This is a genomic window from Nostoc sp. ATCC 53789 (assembly GCF_009873495.1).
In the GTDB taxonomy this organism is placed as follows: Bacteria; Cyanobacteriota; Cyanobacteriia; order Cyanobacteriales; family Nostocaceae; genus Nostoc; species Nostoc muscorum_A.
The window spans coordinates 5963924-5983058 of the sequence record NZ_CP046703.1; the positions used below are offsets into that span (position 1 = coordinate 5963924).

General features: G+C 42.1%; 17 protein-coding genes and 2 pseudogenes. 5 read left to right on the forward strand and 14 right to left on the reverse strand.

Annotation, left to right across the window (positions count from 1 at the left end; genetic code table 11):
• Positions 1-563: 563 nt before the first annotated feature.
• The 9 genes from GJB62_RS24690 to ffh form a co-directional block, all read right to left on the reverse strand.
• Positions 564-2384, reverse strand: a complete 1821-nt coding sequence (locus GJB62_RS24690; protein WP_114082511.1) for an ABC transporter ATP-binding protein — start codon at positions 2382-2384, stop codon at positions 564-566.
• An 88-nt stretch (positions 2385-2472) separates the two neighbouring features.
• A complete protein-coding gene (locus GJB62_RS24695; protein ID WP_114082510.1) occupies positions 2473-3273 on the reverse strand; it encodes a DUF6816 family protein in 801 nt (266 codons plus the stop codon).
• 140 nt (positions 3274-3413) lie between these two features.
• Positions 3414-3812 (reverse strand): type II toxin-antitoxin system VapC family toxin, encoded by a 399-nt coding sequence (locus tag GJB62_RS24700; protein WP_114082509.1) that lies wholly within the window; start codon positions 3810-3812, stop codon positions 3414-3416.
• 127 nt (positions 3813-3939) lie between these two features.
• Positions 3940-4086, reverse strand: a complete 147-nt coding sequence (locus tag GJB62_RS37615) for a hypothetical protein (protein WP_245245994.1) — start codon at positions 4084-4086, stop codon at positions 3940-3942.
• A 295-nt stretch (positions 4087-4381) separates the two neighbouring features.
• A complete protein-coding gene (locus GJB62_RS24710) occupies positions 4382-4786 on the reverse strand; it encodes a ChuX/HutX family heme-like substrate-binding protein (RefSeq protein WP_114082508.1) in 405 nt (134 codons plus the stop codon).
• Between the two features lie 57 nt (positions 4787-4843).
• Positions 4844-5797: a PhoH family protein gene (locus GJB62_RS24715; protein WP_114082507.1), complete on the reverse strand. Its 954-nt coding sequence runs from the start codon at positions 5795-5797 to the stop codon at positions 4844-4846.
• Positions 5798-6052: 255 nt separating this feature from the next.
• Entirely contained in the window at positions 6053-6487 is a 435-nt protein-coding gene (locus tag GJB62_RS24720; RefSeq protein WP_114082506.1) for a KH domain-containing protein, read from the reverse strand.
• Entirely contained in the window at positions 6450-6710 is a 261-nt protein-coding gene (gene rpsP / locus GJB62_RS24725) for a 30S ribosomal protein S16 (protein WP_012409382.1), read from the reverse strand. The genes GJB62_RS24720 and rpsP overlap by 38 nt, the downstream gene beginning before the upstream one ends.
• A gap of 214 nt (positions 6711-6924) precedes the next feature.
• On the reverse strand, positions 6925-8391 hold the full coding sequence (gene ffh, locus GJB62_RS24730; protein ID WP_114082505.1) for a signal recognition particle protein: 1467 nt from the start codon (positions 8389-8391) through the stop codon (positions 6925-6927).
• A 164-nt stretch (positions 8392-8555) separates the two neighbouring features.
• Between ffh and GJB62_RS24735 the strand changes: the two genes are divergently transcribed.
• Together GJB62_RS24735 and GJB62_RS24740 are read left to right on the forward strand one after the other, a co-directional pair.
• Positions 8556-9236 (forward strand): Uma2 family endonuclease, encoded by a 681-nt coding sequence (locus tag GJB62_RS24735; protein ID WP_245245995.1) that lies wholly within the window; start codon positions 8556-8558, stop codon positions 9234-9236.
• A gap of 28 nt (positions 9237-9264) precedes the next feature.
• Entirely contained in the window at positions 9265-9909 is a 645-nt protein-coding gene (locus GJB62_RS24740) for a DsbA family protein (protein ID WP_114082503.1), read from the forward strand.
• Between the two features lie 26 nt (positions 9910-9935).
• Here GJB62_RS24740 and GJB62_RS24745 read toward each other — a convergent pair.
• The 3 genes and pseudogenes from GJB62_RS24745 to GJB62_RS24755 all read right to left on the reverse strand — a co-directional run bounded on the left by GJB62_RS24745 (position 9936) and on the right by GJB62_RS24755 (position 12215).
• Positions 9936-10385, reverse strand: a pseudogene (locus GJB62_RS24745) (hypothetical protein).
• 17 nt (positions 10386-10402) lie between these two features.
• Positions 10403-10609: pseudogene (locus GJB62_RS24750) on the reverse strand (IS701 family transposase); the annotation flags it as partial.
• A gap of 649 nt (positions 10610-11258) precedes the next feature.
• Positions 11259-12215, reverse strand: coding sequence for a hypothetical protein (locus GJB62_RS24755; RefSeq protein ID WP_114082502.1), 957 nt, complete (start codon positions 12213-12215; stop codon positions 11259-11261).
• Positions 12216-12884: 669 nt separating this feature from the next.
• Here GJB62_RS24755 and GJB62_RS24760 point away from each other — a divergent pair.
• Positions 12885-14996 (forward strand): M3 family metallopeptidase, encoded by a 2112-nt coding sequence (locus GJB62_RS24760; protein ID WP_114082501.1) that lies wholly within the window; start codon positions 12885-12887, stop codon positions 14994-14996.
• A gap of 146 nt (positions 14997-15142) precedes the next feature.
• On the opposite strand, the gene GJB62_RS24765 is transcribed toward GJB62_RS24760, so the two are convergent.
• The gene (locus GJB62_RS24765) at positions 15143-15556 is read right to left on the reverse strand and encodes a hypothetical protein (protein WP_181852856.1); all 414 of its coding nucleotides are present in this window, start codon (positions 15554-15556) and stop codon (positions 15143-15145) included.
• Between the two features lie 423 nt (positions 15557-15979).
• Between GJB62_RS24765 and GJB62_RS24770 the strand changes: the two genes are divergently transcribed.
• On the forward strand, positions 15980-16546 hold the full coding sequence (locus GJB62_RS24770; RefSeq protein WP_114082499.1) for a PadR family transcriptional regulator: 567 nt from the start codon (positions 15980-15982) through the stop codon (positions 16544-16546).
• Complete coding sequence (locus GJB62_RS24775) at positions 16547-17929, forward strand: carotenoid oxygenase family protein (protein WP_114082498.1); 1383 nt, start codon at positions 16547-16549, stop codon at positions 17927-17929.
• 170 nt (positions 17930-18099) lie between these two features.
• Here the strand turns inward: GJB62_RS24775 and GJB62_RS24780 are convergent, their stop codons facing one another.
• Positions 18100-18807: a CAP domain-containing protein gene (locus tag GJB62_RS24780; protein ID WP_114082496.1), complete on the reverse strand. Its 708-nt coding sequence runs from the start codon at positions 18805-18807 to the stop codon at positions 18100-18102.
• Positions 18808-19135: the final 328 nt, after the last annotated feature.

Consider the following 19135-nt stretch of genomic DNA (forward strand, 5'->3'; position numbering starts at 1 on the left):
AAGAGATTTTACGAGTCACCTTGAAAGGGCTAGTCGCTAATCTGTCCATAATGCTTTGTTAAGTCAGGATGTTACGTTACCTAATGATAAAAAACCCTATAGGATTAATGCTCAACGGAGTTATTGTCAGCTTCGGAATATTGCCATTACCCCTCTGAATTCATGCACTCTTTCGTTCAAAATTCATTCTGTTAGCGGTAGCGGGGCGTTTAGCCCATTCTGGCTACTGACTCCTGAATTCTGTTTCGATAATGAGATAATTTTAATATTTTATAGAATATATAGCAATACAGTTCAGATAAGCCCAAAACACTTGTAGAGACAGCGATTTATCGCGTTTCAAAACCCACAATTTTGTATAGCGCTTAACCGCTTAACCCAAGGATATTGGAATATATAGATATTAAATTACAAACTTTTCTCGTAAGCTATTAGATATACATTTATTAGTAACGTAATACTCTTAATTACAATTAAAAAAATCGACCTTACTGTTAATAAAGTCGATTTAATCAAGCGGATTAATTCATGGAGTCAACCTGAAATCCAAAATATTATGTTCCCTAACTTAGGAGTTCTCCTGTTTCTTGTAGGGAGTGTAAGCGGCGGTAAATGCCTTCTTGATGTAAGAGTTCATCGTGGCTACCGACTTCTACAATCTTTCCTTGCTCCAAAACTACAATTTTATCTGCTTCTCGCACTGTACTTAAACGGTGGGCAATCACAATAGTGGTGCAAGTACCCTGAATCGATCGCATCGCTAGCTGAATTGAACGCTCAGATTCATAATCTAAGCTAGAAGTGGCTTCGTCAAAAATCAGCACATCTGGTTCCACTAGCAACGCTCTCGCAATTCCTAACCGTTGTCTTTGTCCTCCAGATAATCTGACACCTCGTTCACCCACAACGGTGTAATAACCTTGGGGTAAGTGTTGCACTACTTCATCGACTCTGGCAATTCTACAGGCTTCCTTAACCTGCTCTAAACTGGCATCCCGCCTGCCATAGGTGAGGTTATCCAAGATAGTACCGTTGAAAACGTCTACTTCTTGGTGAACGATCGCTAGCCTTCGTCTATACTTACCCACATTTAAAGTGCTAATATCTTGACCATCAATCAGAATTTGACCTTTTTGAGGTTCAAAATATCGCAACAGCAATTTAACTAGAGTAGACTTACCAGAACCAGAACGCCCAACTAATGCCACTGTTTGATATGGCTCAATCAACAAGTTAATATCTTGCAAAACTTGACGGTTGGCATCATATCCAAAACTGACGTGGGACAACTCAACTTTTCCAGTAAATTTATAGGGTAATTCTGTCTGGTTGCTCTCTTCTAAAAGACTAGCTGAATCAGATGGAATTGGCTCTTGGAGAAATTCGTGAAACCGCAGCATAGAAGAATAACGACGGGCAAAAAGTTCTCCCAATGTGCTAATAGGTTCTAATTCGGCATAAGCCATGCTAGAAAGAGTTAATGTCATGACAAAATGACCAAGAGAAATTCTACCGTCTACTGTTGCTGCTAAAGTCAAACCCAGGATAGTAAAAACGCAAAACTGAATTACAGTCCTTTGCCAAGTAGCCAGTTTCACATAACCTTTGTGAACGCGATACTCAACCACCATTAGCTCACGATCCAAACGTTGTTTTTGCCGCTTTAGTTCATGAGCTTCAGTAGCAAATGCTTTTACCGTTTTTATGTTGGTGATTAGTTCAGAATTACGACTTTCCGTATCTTCTGAATATTTATCCAGAATAGTTTCATGCCAAATCAGATGCTTTAAATCCTTCAAGCTAAAGCCAAGAATAACTACAAAGGAAATCAAATATAAAATCGCAATTCGCCACTCAATCACCAAGATAAACAAGAAAATTCCCAGTACCCGGACTAGTTTAGGAATTAATTGTCCGGCAACTTCAGGGTACGTAAAAGTGTGGTTAGAAATACCTCTTGCTATTCTTCCAGCAATTCTTCCTGGGTTATTTTCATCATAAAATTCTAGTGGGAGAGTGAGAATTTTTTCTACGGCTGTTTGGGCTTTCTGGCGACGCAACCTTAAGGATATATCCCAGTGAAACCAATGGGTTAACCAAGGTTGGGTTGGCGCTTTGACTACGGTGACAACGAAAACTAAACCCAGTAATACACCCAAAGATAGAGTTTTATTAATAGGGTAATTAGTGATGTCAGAAAAAGTTGCGATCGCACTTTGAAGTGGTTTATCCAAAGGTTGATTAGACAAAACGTTTAAAATCTGCCCAATCGCATAAGGAACAACCAAATCAATAATTTCGTAAATGCTAGATGCTGTAATACTAAAAAGACTCAGCTTCCAGTCAGAGCGAAAGTAATTGACAATATCTTGAAATTTGGCCATGATGCACACCGTCCAAGAGCGCGATCGTAAACTTGGAATTTATATACTACAAGCGTATTACAAAGTAGTCAAGGGCTATAGATTTAAATCACTCCTTTGGAGTAGTAAGCATTTGTGCTGCGATAAATTCTAGGCGATAGCGATAGAGAGCAACTGGTTGAGAATTAGCTTTAAAGTAATCTGGATCTTGGGGTGAAAGATAGACAGCAGTAACTTGATCTGCCTCAATTGCCGGATTAGCTGTTGGAAGTTTATGATAAGCAGTGGTAGATTCTACAGAGTTTAAATAGGGGCGTGAACCACCTTTGAATAATTGTTGAAACACTTCTGTGGTAATGAACTTGCCATCAGGAAGAGTTTCTGTAGCTCGTGCAGTCACAATGGAAACTAGTTGGCGACTGCTACGCAGGAATGTAATCTGACGATTAGGTGAATCTGGATCTACTTTGACTGATAACACTGCTTCATCCCCTAAATAAGCCCGTGCCAAATTCAAACTATTAAACGCTCTATCTGCCACCAAACTTGGGGATTTGTAATCTATCTGAGGAAATATTTTTAACCTAGAAACATCTGGTTGTTCTTTCACAAATCTTACTACAAAACTCACAGGCTGATTTAATTGTCGGCGATTACCTTCAAACCCTGGAGTTACGATATCTGGTGCTAAAGGTGCAGCTAAATCTACTAAAGTACTGGTAACTTGCCAATCACCAGCCATCCATTCAGGGTAAACCAAATCACCCGAAGCCGATTGCACTGAAGTTAGTTTTTCCCACTGAGGAAAATTTGCTAACCGTTCAGATAACTCTCCTGCTTTAGCTTCTCCACTCCATAGGAGGAAAAAAGCAATTAAGCAAAAACTCCAAATCGCTTTTATAAAAAACATTAGCAATTTTATATTTTAACGTTTATTATTTATTGATTAAAAATTAATTTATAGTATAGTATCGACTCTTATTGATTTTTCGTGAGAGCGCCTCAAGGCGGTCTTATAATGTCAATAATACTATTCTCCTCTCACAATTGTTATAGCTGAAATGGATTCAATGTATAAATATCACAACCCTCAAAATCCTTAATATTTCTAGGAACAAGAGTCATAGAATGTATTTTGGCTGTTGCTGCAATAAGTATATCAGCTTGCGAACGTGGTTTACCTTGAGTCCTCAAAAAGCCTCTCAATTCACCCGAATACTTGGCAATTTCTGAGGTGATAGGGAAAATTTGACAGTGAGTTGTAAGAAAGTTTTCAAACCAGTTTTGGATTCTAGAATTAGGCTTCGCTGTTAAACCATAATAAATTTCCTCAATTGTAATAACACTTAAGTTAATAGATGTCACAGTGCCGCTCCATGTTATCACTCCTGGATTTGGAATCGGACGAGTCAGCTCACTGATAATATTAGTGTCACAAAGATTACTCATCTTTGTCTTCAGTAAAAGGATTATTACGGTCGCTTCGTAATGGTATGTCTAAGCTATAATCTTCTTCAGTACATAACTGCTGAAGTTCTTTAAAGACTTGAGCAAGAGATATTTTCGTAGCTTTTTGTCACCAGTTTAAAAATTCTTGAAAAAGCTCAGGATCTAGAATTGCGGCCACCAATTCCTCTTCAGTATAGATTAGCTGAGGTTCTTGACTAGTCGCATTAATTATTGAGTGTAGCTGTTTTTGGGCTTCATCAAGTGTCCATTTCATTCTACAAATCTCCAATATTTGGAAACATTTCATATAGAGACTTTTTTCAATTTAGCTTATTTCCCCAAATTATTACGAGTGTATAATTTAGTCAAATTTGTAATTCTACTTCATATCATTACAATTCTATCGAACTAATTCAGCTTGGACATCAACGCAGCTGGAAATTGCTAGCATGATAAGAAAATTGGTATAACAAAGGTTGGTTATTTACAGTTTTTTCCATTAAGGAACTGCGTAAACATCTTTTGATTTACGAACTATCCGCAGTTTTCAACATACCAATGATTAAACATTAAATTTCTGCTGGTAAAGGTTGCCAAATTTCCCCATACTGTTCTTTCAAAGCCAACCAAGTTTCTACCTGACCGGGTTCATATTCCCCTGGTTTACCCCATTGTAAAAATAGGCTCAAAGCAGATTCTTGTTTCTCATCTAAAAAGCGAATTGCATAGGTAGTAAAGTTACCTCTTTTTGCCTCACCAGTTTCAAATTTCACCTGAGTGATTTTGTCCATATTCAAGTGAAACTCAAAGCCTTCTGTGTGCATATTCGCATACTTACCTTTAGGCAATTCTGCATAAAATAACTTTTCTACTTTGCCTCGTGCTTCTAATACAGCAGCACTGCTAGTAACAATTAAACGCAAAGTTCCCAAAGTCTCGCAAGCTGCTAAAAATTCTTTCAAAGTAGTACTCATAAATTATTCTCCTTTCTTAGTTTTTTGACTAATGACTAAATGACCAATGACCAATGACTATTTTTCGTATTGTTCATAAGCAGCGACAATACGCTGAACTAGAGGATGGCGCACGACATCTTTTTGGGAAAATTCGCAAAAGGCAATACCTTCAACGTGTTTTAAAATTTGTAAAGCCACTCCTAAACCTGATTGTTGGTGAAGTGGTAAATCAGTTTGTGTCATATCGCCTGTAATCACCATCCGCGAACGGAAGCCCAAACGAGTCAAAACCATTTTCATCTGAGCGGGTGTAGTATTTTGAGCCTCATCGACAATGATAAAGGCGTTATTGAGGGTGCGTCCCCGCATATAGGCAAGTGGCGCGACTTCAATCACACCGCGTTCCATTAAACTGGGTACTTTTTCTGGGTCGATGAATTCATAAATAGCATCGTAAAGTGGGCGAAGATAGGGATTAACTTTCTGCTGTAAGTCTCCAGGTAAAAAACCAAGTTTTTCACCGGCTTCGACGGCAGGGCGAGTTAAAATCAGCTTTTCAACTTGATTAGCCAAGAGTGCTTGTACTGCGACAACAACGGCGAGATAAGTTTTGCCAGTACCAGCAGGCCCAATCCCAAAGGTGAGATCGCGCCTACGGAGTGCGTCGATATATTGACGCTGGCGGAAGGTTTTAGCACGGACTTCTTCGCCCCGGCGACTTTTGGCAAGGACATCTCGCTGTAAATCTTGCAGTTCCCCTTGCCGATCGCTATCTATGGCTTGACGGGCTGTTAAAATATCGGCACTGGTGATGGTATTGCCTTTAATCCAGAGTTCTTCAAGCGATCGCACCAATCGAGAAGCCAGATCAATTTGCTCTTGAGTACCAGAAATCACTAATTCCTGTCCGCGTAGCACTAAATTGGCTCCTGTTTGCCGAGATAGGATTTTGAGATTTTCTTCTCCATCTCCCCCAAGAGCGATCGCACTGGAAACGTTCGGCAGCTGAATTGTGAAAGCACCTGCCATAGTATTTTTTAATTCGTAAGGATCTATTTTTGACAAAGGTTAATATTTTTTCGCTAAAAACGAAATTACGCTTTTTACTTACATTTTAGAAAAATATTTGCAACAAATGAATCGGCCGTAGAGGCGTAAATCTGTACGTCCCTAGTTCTAAATAGTTCAAAAAAATATCCAAAAATCTTTTTGCTACTTTCTATCTTTACAAAAATTCTGAGCGGAGGTAACTACAACCGCTCAGATTTGCTCTCTAGTTTTAACCTAGCGGAGGCGGGGTTTAACAATGGGTTTAGGCCCATCATTTCCACGCGGTTCTCTTCTAGTTGGCGGTGGCGATCGCTCTTCTGTGTCTTCATCAAAAGACATACCTTCGCGGCCCGGAGTGGTACTGCCGTAGATATCCAGGTATGCTGATTGCCCAGCTGCGGCTGCGGCTGCGGCAATTACTGTACGAATCGCCTGAATATTGCGTCCCCCTCGACCAAACACTTTCCCTTTATCTGTGCTTTCAAAGGCGATGCGAACCCAAACCCGGTTGAGGGCCTGAGAAATTTCACAATCGACACTTAAAGTCTCTGGAGATTCCAAAAATGGCTGCACCAAAAACCGAACCAGATCAACATAGTTGGGACTGGCTGTTGGCAATTTTGTTCCGAAATTATGATGCGGCTGTTGCACTGACCTGTTCAAAAACATTAGCTTTTACTAGAATGCGACGTACGGTGTCAGTGGGTTGAGCGCCTTGTTGTAGTCGCTTGACGATACCGGGAACGTCTAATCGCACTTCATCAGTTCTGGGGTTATAAAATCCCAATTCTTCTAGGGGACGGCCATCACGGCGAGCGAGGTTGTTAATGGCGACAATGCGGTAACTTGCTTCCCGTTTTTTACCGAATCGCTTCAAGCGCAGTTTGATCATGTTGAAGAATCATTCTCCTGTTTAGATATAGTGGCCGAAGAAGTAACCTCAATCTGGCTGTTGCCGAGAAATGGAGGGTTAGTTTCTTCTGCTGATAAATTCTGAGGTCGAAATGCTAATTTTAGCACTGCCTAGCATTTGCTGCTATTAGTCATTAGTCATTGGTCATTTGTCATTTGTAAATTACCAATGCCCCATGCCCAATGCCCAATAATTAAAGATTGCCGAACCCTTTTTTCTTTTTCTCTTTGGTTTTTTTCTTTTTCGTGCCTGCATCACCACCATAACCCCGCCATCCGGGGGCTGCGGGACGATTACCTGCACCTGCGAAGGCGTTGCCCATGCCGCCGCCACCGCCGAACATTCCCGGCATTCCAGGGAAGCCACCTTGACCCATTTGCTGCATGAGCGATCGCATTTTTTGGAAATCACCCACCAGTTTAGTCACATCTGACTCTCTATAGCCGGAGCCAGAAGCAATCCGCCGCCGACGACTGGGAGAACTGGCTAATAAATCTGGGTCATGGCGTTCTTGGCGAGTCATGGAGTTAATCATCGCTTCACAGCGTTTCAGCTGGGTTTCTCCCTGCTTGAGTTGGTCGTCTGAGAGCTTGTTCATCCCTGGGATCATCTTGATGAAGCCTCCCAGAGAACCCATGTTCTTCAGCATCCGCAACTGCTTGAGAAAGTCAGTAAAGTCAAACTTTGCTGACAGGATTTTCTCCTGCATTTTCTCAGCATCGGCTAAATCGAACTCTTCCTGGGCTTTTTCTACTAGAGTTAGCACATCGCCCATTCCCAAAATTCGGGATGCCATGCGATCGGGATAAAAGGGTTGCAGTGCCTCGACTTTCTCACCCACACCCACAAACTTAATCGGCGCTCCCGAAATCTTTCGCACTGACAGCGCTGCACCACCACGGCTATCACCATCCATTTTGGTGAGAATCGCCCCAGTAATTCCGATCTGCTCATGGAAGGTGCGAGTAAGATTTGCTGCTTCTTGACCAGTCATCGCGTCCACCACCAAGAGAGTTTCATGGGGTTGGACAGTTGCTTTGATGCGGGCTAATTCCGCCATCATATCTTCGTCAATTTGCAGGCGACCAGCAGTATCAATAATTACTGTGTTTACACCTTCTGCCCTAGCGCGTTCTACGCCCTGTCGAGCAATTTCTACTGGATCTGCGTCGCTTCCTAGTTCAAATACTGGTACATCAATTTGCTTACCCAACGTCAGCAACTGGTCGATCGCTGCTGGGCGATATACGTCTGTCGCTACCAACAAACAGCTACGATCTAATTTTCTCAGATGTAAGGCTAACTTAGCCGTCGCTGTGGTTTTACCAGTACCTTGCAAACCAGCCATCAACACAATAGTAGGCTTTTCCTTAGCTTCTGCGATGGGAACATTTTCTTCTCCCATCACCTCCACTAGTTCATCGTGAACAATTTTGATGAACTGTTGGTCAGGTCGCACCCCGGTAACTACCTCGGCTCCTTGGGCTTTGGCTTCGACTTCGCTAATAAAATCTTTGACTACCTGGAGATTGACATCTGCCTCCAACAAGGCGCGGCGCACTTCGCGCAAGGCATCTTGAATGTTGGATTGAGAAATTTTGTCCTGTCCCCGCAGTTTTTTCCAGGCGGCTTCTAAACGGTCAGATAGAGCATCAAACATAATGTAATTACAGGTAGTTCGCCAATGAGGAATCTTGAACCGCCGATAAATGCGATTCGAAATTTCCGCTAAATTTTAAACGTGCTATTTACCAGCTTAGTAGTTTTCACCGCGACTGTAGCAACCAGATACCTAGCTTTATAGAAGATTGAGCTTAAAGTACAATGAGGGCAAGAAAGGCTATTGTACAGCGAGAACCTACATTACATATCGCTATGACTAGCAACACACTGCTTCAACCCACAGAAATCATCCACTTATCGGGTATCAGTTGGCAAACTTATGAAAACTTGCTAACTGAACTTAGTGCTAGTCGCCGCCTCCGGCTTACTTACAATCGAGGTACTTTAGAAATCATGGTTCCTTCACCCGAACATGAAAGTTATAAAAAAATTGTGGGTCGATTTGTAGAAACTCTAGCGGAAGAACTAGAAGTTAGGATTCAGCCCCTTGGTTCTACTACTTTCAAACGTCCAGAACTGAGTGGTGCAGAACCAGATGAATGCTTTTACATTAAAAATGTCAAGTTCATTAAGGGGAAAAAAAGAATTAATTTGCAACAAGATCCACCACCAGATTTGGTAGTGGAAATTGATATTACCAGCAGTTCCAAAAATCGTTTTCAAGTCTATGCTGATATGGGTGTACCAGAGATTTGGCGTTATGATGGCACTATTTTTAGTATAAATATCTTACGAAATGACCAATATATAGCTGTTGACCAAAGTTTAGCGTTTCCTAATTTGCCATTAACAGAGATTTCTAATTTTTTAGAGCAGGTGGGAGAAAAAGATTATTTGGAATTAGTTAAAGAATTTCGCCAATGGGTTAAAAGCAAAATTTAATATCAAAATTGCGAGTTAATTTAGATAGATGTCGCAGCGAATCAAAGTATATTCATACTCGATATACCACTCGTCAAATTCATATATTGGTATCGCTCTTGCCGAAAAAGCATTGCAGGGTTTACCTGTTGATATTGAACGACGACCAATTTACATACCAAAAGAGCGAGGTATAAAGGTAGCTGATTTACAAGGACGAAGTGAAAACGCTTTGTTATCGTCGTATCACAAAGAAGATTGTTTGCGGTGGGCGAAAAAGTACGGCATTGAAATTCGGCTCAAGGAACTTGAAGAATTTGGTCGGTGGGTCAAGCGCTGGGAGCAAATGAAATTTGGTCGGGAAGAACTTCCTGCGAGAGCGTATTATGCTGCTTGTGGAACTGGGAAGGAGCATCTGCTTGATGCAGCTTTTTTTCGAGCGACGTACATCGATCTTCTTGATGTTAACGATGAGTCTGTGATTAGGAAAGTTGTAAATGATGTCGGGTTGGATGGCGATCGCATTCTTGAGTTAATCCACAGGGAAGCAGCCAAAGAAGCAGCAGTGGCAGCTTTGGCAGAATACGAACAGTTTGGCTGTCCCGGAGTCCCGACTTGGGTAGTCAACGGTGAGAGATTTTGGGGAAAGGATCGCGTTGATTGGCTTGTCGAAAAGGTAAAGCAATTATCTTAATTTCTCAAGAGTCGCCCTTTGATGATTTAGCTTGGTGCTGGTTTTGAATGCTGTTGTTGATAAAAACGAATAACTTTTTGCACATACTCAGCAGTGAAGCCTTTGTTACAACCTGTATAGCTACCAGTCATCCACCAACAAGCTGCGCCACGCACAGATGCAATTTCATTATTAGTAGCGCGGAATTGATTGGTTAACTCACGGCGGGTAATGCAAGAGACAACTTGGCGAGCGATCGCAGCATTGTTTTCAAACCGTGTCGGTGTTAGTTCTCGTTTGAGACAAGTTCTTGCCCAGCCTTTGAGGGTTTCTGGTTTCACTTGCCATTCGCTGTAATATCCATCGTTGGGATTTTTTGTTTGCGGTGCAGCCTATCGCAATGCTTCTACCATCGCCGCAACTTGAGCATCAGAAACCGGTACTGGCTGCTGTGCTTGAGCTAATACCCCTCTTCTGTCACTTTCCGGAATAAGCAAGTAGTAAATAAGTTAAATTATCCAGAAGCATAACCAGGTCTAAATTGATTCATGGCAGCAATTAAATGATTGAATCCTAGCAATAAGTGTGAATTAGGGAAAATACTTAACCAGGGATAAATCAACCAAAAGAGTAAGAGTGGTTGGATAATTAGACGCAGATTATTTAAAGTATTTTTCCATCCGTATTCGTGGTTCCATTGCGGATGATTAGAAAAATCAACATCACTATTTTCTTCTGCCTCAGTCTCAATATTCATCTATGGTGGCAACTGTTGGGTGAGCATCTCTTGCCAAATGTTTCAAGATTTGTAATTCTACATCCATTGACCTACTTACCTTTCAGGGTTTTATTTTTTTATTCTTTTATTCAGAATACCCGGAAAGTGACAGAAGAAGGGTAAGACTCTCACTAAATCAAAGATTTAGTGGTGCAACAATTCAGTGGCGGGTCTGAATCCCTCACTGATAGCGCAGCGTAAAGCCTTCGGCATAGCTTCGCTTAGGGCGAGTCCGCGAGCGTCTTCATTCTGACTCCTGAATTCTGAAGTCTTCTTCAAAAAATTTACTATAAAAAGCGGTACTAAAAAACTACCAAATAGTAGCCTCTTAATAATCATTATAAATTATTGAATATTTAATTTTTTAGAAATCTAAATGAGAATTAGTTATCCTCACATTAGTACAAGGAATTGTCTATTTATTAAAGTTGTTATTGAGATGTTAAAAATCAAGTACAGCATTTAACTAATTCGTAGCGAGTTAAATTTGGCAAGACTCTGTGCCCCTACCCTGCGCGAAGACCAAGCGCTTATGCACTTAGCTTTGCTACCTAGTGCGTTTAAAAACGCTACGATTTCACGCAAAACGATACTAAGATTTACTCTTATCTGCTTCTTTCTGCGCCGCCTCACTATATTTCTTATATAGTTGAGTCCGAATTTTAGCTTCCTGATAACGGCTATGGTTTTGTGGCACCGTACCCATTAAATCTGAAGCTCGTTGCCACTTAGCAGCGATCTCTAGCCATTGAGTTGAGCTTGTGGCTGTTTTACCAGATGCAGAAGCTTGATTGGCAATTCGCACAGATATTGAAAATGGGTCATCAGCTGGCTCATCAAAGCTATTGCTAGGAACACGAGATGGTGTTTGGGCTTTCCTCTGGTTAGTATTTTCTGTAGTTAAAGATTTGGACGTTTGTGGTTGCATTAGGTTTTTCAGTTTATCACCTAGCTGGGCATAAACAATCCAACTAAGTAACAAGAGTGAGCATAAACCAGCTGCTGCTAATACCTTGGTTTTAGGTTTATTACTGTGTTTTTCTTTGTTAATAAGTACCAAAGGACGAGAGACTTGAGTTTTAGGAAAATTTGGTTTTCCTAAGTCAGCTTGAGCTTCTGTAAAATCTTTAATTAGTTGCTTTACAATATTGGGCTGAATTAAGGCAATTTCCTGTGACCAGAGCAATTGGTTGTCGCGATCGCTATCTATCTCTTTTAACCATAGTAATTGTTGTTCTCGAACAATCCGACTGTTGATATTGACTCGGCGAATGTGACGCGGAGCAATAGACTCAAGAATTTGCTGGATTTGTTCTACGAGGGGAGATTGCTCAAGTTGCTCTATCCTAGCTGCCTCGCACAGAAGTTGTAAAACACCATCAGAAAAAATGGCTCTAGTTCTGACACCAGATTTGGCTAGCTTTTCATTTAATAACTGAATAATCGCAGCAACGCTCCCTTGGTGAGCTTGCCAACCGATATCGTTTATTCGGTCTACCATCTGAGGTTTGGTGATAACTCTTCCACCCTGACTGATTAACGTATTCATTAATTTAGGGACTCTTTTCTACTGACCTTGATCTTGTCTTCGATTTTACGAGTAAAAAGATGAGTTGCCAAATAAAATCATAAAAGTCAAGCCTCCCTTCTCGGTTCGGTAAAGATGCTCGATCGCGCTCAGTTAATTTAACACTCCCACGCTTAAAAAGTGTAGGATTCTTGAACTGAAACAGCGCTTTCAGGTTATTAACGCCGATGCTGGCGGACGAGCTACCTGTTTGACATACTACATTATGATGTCTTTTGGCGATCGCATAAACTCAAGTTAAGTTAGCTAAATAGTATCAGGATCAACACCAAGGGATGTTTAATGTCTAGCCGCTTCTCTGTAAGAGGCTACGCCGACTCCAACGCCTCTACACAACTAGTTTCTTCAACCTTTCCACCTGCGTGCATATCTTGCTATTGAGCTTATTCCCTGGTTAATCTTTCCTGTTTCACAGACTTTCGCTGATATTTCTGGAAGTGTCATGCTGTCAGATATTATTCACAAAGGAAACAAAATAGCTGGATGAGGATAAATTTGTCAGTCATTCTCGCTTTTTTTGCCTTTTTATCAGAATGGCAAGACTATTTAGTACAGCGATCGCTACATTAGAAGATATATATAAATAAAAATCATTGTTGATTTTTATTCGTTCGCAGTTCACACAAAACCATGAGTGCAAGTACCATTATTTCCGAAAATCCCTTACTCCAAGGCGTTGGCTTACCTCCCTTTGCAGAGATTAAACCAGAACGAGTAGTACCAGCCTTCAATCAGCTGTTGGCAGAACTTGAGCAGCAACTTGCCACCTTAGAAGCTAGTGTACAGCCTACTTGGAGTAGTTTAGTAGAACCTTTAGAAAAGCTGACAGAACGGCTTACCTGGAGTTGGGGGGTGGTGAATCATTTAATGGGTGTTAAAAATAGCCCGGAACTGCGCGAAGCTCATGAAATTGTACAGCCGATAGTCGTACAATTTATCAACAAGCTCGGTCAAAGTCAACCTATCTACAATGCTTTTAAAGCACTCCGTACCAGTGACAATTGGGCAACTTTAGAATTAGCCCAACAGCGCATTGTAGAAGCCGCCATTCGAGATGCAGAACTTTCTGGTGTTGGCTTACAAGGAGAGGTAAGAGAGCGTTTCAATGCCATACAGATGGAGTTAGCAGAACTTTCTACCAAATTTTCTAACCATGTACTTGATGCCACGAAAGCCTTCAGCTTAACCCTGACAACACAAGCGGAAATTGAAGGTTTACCACCAAGCTTAGTGAGTCTAGCAGCCCAAGTTGCTCGTGCAGCAGGCGAAAGTAACGCCACACCAGAAAATGGCCCTTGGCGGATTACTTTAGACTTCCCCAGCTATGGCCCTTTCATGCAGCACAGCACCCGGCGAGATTTGCGTGAAAAGCTCTACAAAGCTCATATCACCCGCGCTTCTGCTGGCGATTTGGATAACAACCCCTTAATTGAGCGCATTTTGAAGTTGCGCCAAGAACTCGCAGATATATTAGGCTTTAAAAGTTTTGCCCAATTGAGTCTGGCTAGTAAAATGGCTCCTAATGTTGAGGCAGTCAACGCCCTATTAGAAGAACTACGCCACGCTAGTTATGATGCTGCTGTCAAAGACTTGGTAGAACTCAAAGCTTTTGCCGCAGCACAGGGAGCAGCAGAAGCTGAGGATTTAAAACACTGGGATATCAGCTTTTGGGCAGAACGCCAGCGAGAAGCAAAATTTGCCTTTACTGCTGAAGAATTGCGTCCCTACTTTCCACTTCCCCAAGTTTTAGACGGCTTATTTGGACTAGTCAAGCGGCTGTTTGGTGTTACTGTCACTTCTGCCGATGGTCAAGCCCCAGTCTGGCATGAGGATGTGCGTTATTTCCAAATTGCTGACGAAACTGGTTCTCCCATAGCCTACTTCTACTTAGATCCTTACAGCCGTCCAGCCGAAAAACGCGGTGGTGCTTGGATGGATGTGTGCATCAATCGGGCCAAAATCACTGAAAATGGTGTCACTACCATCCGCTTACCTGTAGCTTATTTGGTGTGTAATCAAAGTCCTCCCGTAGATGGTAAACCTAGTTTGATGACCTTCTATGAAGTAGAAACTTTGTTCCACGAGTTTGGTCATGGATTGCACCATCTGCTTACTAAGGTTGATTATCCCGGAGCCGCAGGCATCAATAATGTGGAGTGGGATGCAGTGGAACTACCTAGTCAGTTTATGGAAAACTGGTGCTATGAGCGACCCACTTTGTTTGGTATGGCGAAGCATTATGAAACTGGTGAAGCCCTACCGGAGCATTATTATCAAAAGCTGCTAGCGGCGCGTAATTATATGAGTGGTACTGCTATGTTGCGGCAGATTCACCTAAGTAGCCTTGATTTAGAACTACACTACCGCTATCACCCTGATAGTAATGAAACTCCGTCAGATGTGCGTCATCGCATAGCCAAGACTACTACTGTTTTACAGCCACTTCCAGAAGATGCAATTTTATGTGCTTTTGGACATATTTTTGAGGGTGGTTATGCGGCGGGTTACTATAGTTACAAGTGGGCTGAGGTACTGAGTGCTGATGCTTTTGGCGCTTTTGAAGAAGCTGGTCTAGAAGATGAAGAGGCTATAAAAGCTACAGGTCGGCGTTATCGGGATACGGTACTCGCACTTGGTGGTGGTCAGCATCCAATGGAGGTGTTTAAAACTTTCCGGGGTCGTGAACCAAGTACGATCGCTTTACTCAGGCACAATGGTTTAGTCAGTGCTGCTGTAAACTAAACAATACCACTGTAGGGAGGTTGCAATGCAATCTCCCTACTTGCGTCAAATCTTTGTTATCTAGCATCTAGCGATCGCAAAGCTCGTTATCTGATACCAGTGGATTTTATCCCAAGTCATGCCCTGTCGGAGTGACAGGGAATGACTTAAACTTTAGACATGAGAAACCTTGATATTTCTGCATGTGCCAACACAGCAGATGGTTCGCGCTGGAGAGCGTTGTAATACTTTCTCTCGAAGGTATTGCCCGTCTCTAACGGTACAATCAGCGTGCGGACATCAGCAATCAACTTTTCAAAATCTTCCAAAGATATCGGTTCATCTGCTTCGAGCATTTCATCAACTTGCACAACTACCTCAGAAATGCGATGTAGCCAAGCAAATTGTTCATGAGCGATAACTAGCTGAAGTAATTCTCCGCTTGATACTCGTCCACTAACCTGTTCATAGGCAATGCGTTCTGTTTCCAACAACATCTTATGAAGGTGGAGTAATTTATTTCGTAAATCACGCAGATATTGATGTTGACGTATTCTTTGTGAAAGTGTGTTAGAAGTCAATGTTAATCATCCTCTCGTTACAATAGCCTTCAATGGCTTAAATAATTGCTGCATCCGTATTGATCGCCAATAGACTGTAGCGAACAACTAGCTTGTTGAGTGATACCGTAGCGATGCGTAGACGCTTGCCGCTCCAACTTTCTCCCCACAACACTCTACCTAGTAAGATTCCCGTAGGATTATAGGATCGTCACTCAACATACATCGCCACTTCCGCACCGTCTTATACAAACAGCACCATTAACCATCTGCCCAATCTCAGTTCATGTATTCGGTTCCCTTGTTAAGACGTATGAAAATCAACATATCTTTTTATAACGGTTGTATCTTATATTGGATTAATCATATATTAGCATAAACTTATAAGAAGTAGATAGTTATAGAACCTAGTGAGAAAATGTCAATTATAGGAAAACAGTCTTAATGTCCCTAGCATACGTAATTCTAGGTCTTCTTCAGCAGCAAGAAATGACGGGCTACGACCTTAAAACCAGCTGCTTTGATCAATGCATTGCCCATTTGTGGCCAGCAGACCAGGCACAAATTTACAGAACTCTCGATAAGCTAGTTGAGCAAGGCTGGATTACCTGTACGATTGAGATTCAGCACGATCGCCCCAATCGCAAAGTCTACACTGTGACGGAGCTAGGGAAAGCCGGATTTGCCCAATGGCTTGGGACTCATCAGCCGTTACCAACTGTACGAGAACCAATGCTAGTCCAGTTGCATTTTGCAGATCAGTTATCGGATGAAGCCATCATTCACCTACTGGAACAACAATTGGCGGCTCGAAGCAAAAAGCTTGCTGAATGCGAAATTATTGATTTGCCATCACTTGGTGATGATTCTGCCAACCGTGAGCAGGTAATGCAAAGGCTGGTGCTGGAGTTGTTAATCAAAAGAGAACAGACTTATATTAATTGGTTGAACACAGCGATTAATGTTATCGCTCACCAAAAGCCATATCCATCACATTACCAAATTTTATAAATGCCAACAATAGCAGTCAATCCTTATCTCGATCGCAATTTTGCTCCAATCCGTGAGGAAATCACCACCGACAAATTGCCAGTCATCGGTGAATTACCCCTTGATTTATCGGGGATGTTTGTACGGAATGGCCCTAACCCTCAATGGACACCCATCGGTCAATATCACTGGTTTGATGGTGATGGGATGCTACATGGTGTGCAAATTAGCAACGGCGTAGCTACTTATCGTAACCGCTACGTTCAGACAGCCGGATGGAAAAAAGAACGAGAAGCGGGTAAGGCTCTGTGGAGTGGGTTTTTAGAACCACCGCGAATGGATAATCCCCACGGCCCCCGCAAAAACACCGCCAATACTGCCTTAGTATGGCACGCGGGTCAGATGTTGGCACTGAACGAAAGTGGTAAACCACACGCCATCAAGCTTCCTGAATTGGAAACCATTGGCGAGTATCGCTACAATGGGAAGCTAATCTCTGCCTTCACAGCTCATCCCAAGGTAGACCCGGTGACGGGCGAGATGATATTCTTTGGCTACTCTGTATTTACGCCGCCATACCTGCAATATAGTGTTGTCTCAGCACAAGGCGAAATTTTGCGGACAGTGCCAATTGACCTGTCCATAGGAGTGATGATGCACGATTTCGCCATCACTGAAAACTACACTATTTTTATGGATTTGCCGTTGACTTTTAGCGCCGAGCGATCGCAACGAGGAGAACCTGTGATGATGTTCGAGCGCGATCGCCCCAGTCGTTTTGGCATTCTACCACGTCATAGTGACAACAGTAATATCCGATGGTTTGAGAGCCCCTCTTGCTACGTCTTCCATACCCTCAATGCTTACGAAGATGGAGATGAAGTAGTGCTTATCGCCTGTCGTATGAGTTCTACTACTGTGTTGATTTCTGATGATTCGCAACCCGATCCAGAAGGAAATATCCCGCGTTTGTATCGCTGGCGATTTAACCTCAGCACGGGGACAGTGCGTGAAGAAATGTTGGACGATGTAACTTCAGAATTTCCCCGCATCAACGAAAATCTATTGGGGCGGCAAACCCGATATGGCTACACTAACAAAATTGCAAATAGTCCCGTACCATTATTTGAAGGTATAATTAAGTACGATTTCAGCAGTGGAAATTCACAAACCCACAAATTCGGACAGGGACGCTATGGTAGTGAAGCTGTATTTGCGCCGCGTCCTGGTGCAATTGCTGAGGATGATGGCTGGCTTGTGACTTTTGTTCATGATGAGAATTCAAACACTTCAGAATTAGTGGTGGTGAATGCCCAAGATGTGACGGCTGAACCTGTAGCGCGGGTGATAATTCCTCAACGAGTGCCTTATGGATTTCATGGTGCTTGGGTTGCAGGGGAATAGCCGTGTGGGATGTGTGGGAGGTGTGGGAAGTGTGGGAGGATGGGGAAGAAATCTGCCCCCCCACACTCCCCTCTCTCCCCACACTCCCCCCTCTCCCCAAACTCCCCACACTCCTCTTCTCCCTTTGCCTACACTATGCATGAGAGATCCGGGATTAGTGGAACTCACATTTACGTTTTTTCCCTATAACCTCCAGCGTAGTCAATTACGCAGATTGTTCTATATGATTTGTGAGTTCCATAAGCAACGCCAGACACTTTAAAAGCGCCGTTAAATATATTTTTTCTATGACCGCGATCGCGCACGCCATCATCAATAATTAATTGCATGACAATATCTTGGGCGGTATTTGGGCCATAACTAATATTTTCACCAGCCGTTGTTTGCCATGCACCATAGCGGTTGATGCGATTAAAGGGATTGCTACCATCGCTACCATCATGACCTGTAGCACCTTTTGGCCCTTGGTCTTTAACATGGTCTTTTGCTCCTAAAGACATACCTTTAGAGGCACTCAACGCTCCTACAGGACGTGCAGATTTCAAAAATGCGATCGCTTCATCGACTGCTTTAACTCCTTCTTGAGTTCGCAAATAGGTATTATTAGAAATTTTGACTCGGTTCCCTTCAAAGCGCTTCCTATAGTTTTCCAGAATCGGGAGATATGATTTGGGATTTGTTCGTACCTTATTTGTTTCAATAATTACCTGTTGTTCCAACGGTGAAAGATAACTCGCCGTTGCTAATAAAGTTGGGCTGGTTGGTTGAACTACTGCTGGATTAGAGTTTGCCACAGATGGGCTAGATTGAAACAGTTGATTTGAGCAACCCAATATCAGGGTAACTGGCAAAAGTACCCAAAGTTTAATGCGATGCATTCATTACCTCACAATTTTTTTATGGCTTAATTTAGTGAATTAGGAGAAATAATAATTTTCAACACACAGAGAAGTTTGTAGACGCTTCTTTATTCGGAATTTTAGAAACGGCTTGTTGTCAGACATCAGAATTTCTATCAGTTGCCTAATAAGAACGAAAATGAGTTTATTAAGAGTTATAGATAACCCTGCGATCGTCTTTGTTCCTTGAGTGTTAAAAAAGGATTACTTAATACCTGTTGTAACCTAGTTAACACTCAAACGTAAACTACAAAAAAATATTTTTACTTTATTACGGCTGCTTTGAAGTAAATTAATTCAGAATATT